Below are 1,271 nucleotides of genomic sequence, written 5' to 3'. Positions count from 1 at the left end.
CCAGAATCTCAACAGAGCGTTCGGACGACTTCTCCGACAGCCGACTGCCGGGCGGCAGCGACCTCACCCGTTCCGAAAGGCCCTGCTGGGCAAGCTCAGCGCGGCGTACCTCAGCCCTGTCCCGGGCCGCCCAGTACGCCAGCCTTGCGATGAGCCCGAGCAGCGAGGTCGCCCCCGCCACGATCACCGTCATCAGTGTTGGATCCACGACCACCCCTTGACCGTGCAGTGCGCTGTGCGCTGCATCTGAGTCTTAAAGCATCGAGCGACGCCGAGTGTGACATCCGCAGAAGAGAATCTTTGCCGAACTCACTGACCAGCTATCTGATGCGGGCGGTCCTTGCTCTTGGCATTGGCCACAGAAGGTGCGCCCATGCGACGCAAGCGGCCGAGGGACGACTCACGGGAGCCAGCGGGCGTAGCCGTACGGAGTGCTGCCCCATCCTTCCCAGTCCAGGATGTGCGGGCCGCGGGTGATATTGCCCTGGTGGAGGTCGCCGTGGGCGGTGGTCCAGGTGAGGTCGTTGACTTGGTGGCCGGTGAACTCGGCGGTGACGCGGCGCAGGTACTCCTCGCGTACGGCCTCGCGGTCAGCCGACGGCGGGACGTTGGCGAGGGCGTCCAAGGCGGCGACCATCTCTTTCCACCACGTCTCGGGCAGGCCGGGGTCCTCGTCGATGGGTCCAGCCTGAGCGCTTCAAGCCAGCGGTCTTCGTTCGGATGGAGCAGTGCCATCGGTCGACTCGCGCGACATGCGGGGACCGATGACCGTAACGTCCATCAGGGCCTCAATGCGCTGGAGCAAGCCCTGAGACAATGCAGCGCGAGCGCTCATGACTGCGCTGAGGGCAGCGTGTATCGCATCCCGGTTGTGCGGCTGAATCGAGTGGTCCCCCCTGGGCGGTGTCATGACCAACGACTCACGCACGAGCTCAGTGGCATGATCCAAGGCGTCCATGATCAGCGGCTGGCCCGCCGGGTACCCATAACTCGTCTGCGGTATCCAGAGCCCCTCGTACAGGGCGTGATAGATGGCAGTGCGGGCCTCCCCTCGAAGGTTCATCACAGCCTGGTCGAAGGCGCCCAAGTCCACAGCAGGCCCGTACGAAATATCCTTCACCTTCTGGTCGAGTAGGTCGTGCCACGCGGCGGTTGACGTACGAACCAGAACAACGCGTGCCACTGCGGCTGTGCGCTGCTCCTGTAATCGCGCGGCCTCCAGTTCCCGCAGAGCGCTGTCTCTCTCCTCCTGCGCCAGGCGCTGAGCCTGC

Annotated in this window: 3 protein-coding genes; all 3 read right to left on the bottom strand. The window is 65.1% G+C overall.

What is annotated here, in order from left to right; translation table 11 throughout:
• Positions 1–208 (bottom strand): hypothetical protein (locus tag ACFWBF_RS37340; RefSeq protein ID WP_385609281.1); only part of this gene is annotated, 208 nt, incomplete at its 3' end.
• A 192-nt stretch (positions 209–400) separates the two neighbouring features.
• Positions 401–637 (bottom strand): hypothetical protein, encoded by a 237-nt coding sequence (locus tag ACFWBF_RS37335; RefSeq protein WP_385609280.1) that lies wholly within the window; start codon positions 635–637, stop codon positions 401–403.
• A 60-nt stretch (positions 638–697) separates the two neighbouring features.
• Positions 698–1,271: hypothetical protein (locus ACFWBF_RS37330; RefSeq protein ID WP_385609279.1), on the bottom strand; the 574-nt coding region annotated here is incomplete at its 5' end.

The sequence above is a fragment of the Streptomyces sp. NPDC060028 genome, assembly GCF_042736725.1.
Classification (GTDB): domain Bacteria; phylum Actinomycetota; class Actinomycetes; order Streptomycetales; family Streptomycetaceae; genus Streptomyces.
This window is presented reverse-complemented; position numbering and strand designations above follow the sequence as displayed.

Coding starts and splice junctions, on each gene's coding strand:
- ACFWBF_RS37335 (WP_385609280.1), bottom strand. CDS start 637: ATGGTCGCCGCCTTGGACGCCCTCGCCAACGTCCCGCCGTCGGCTGAC.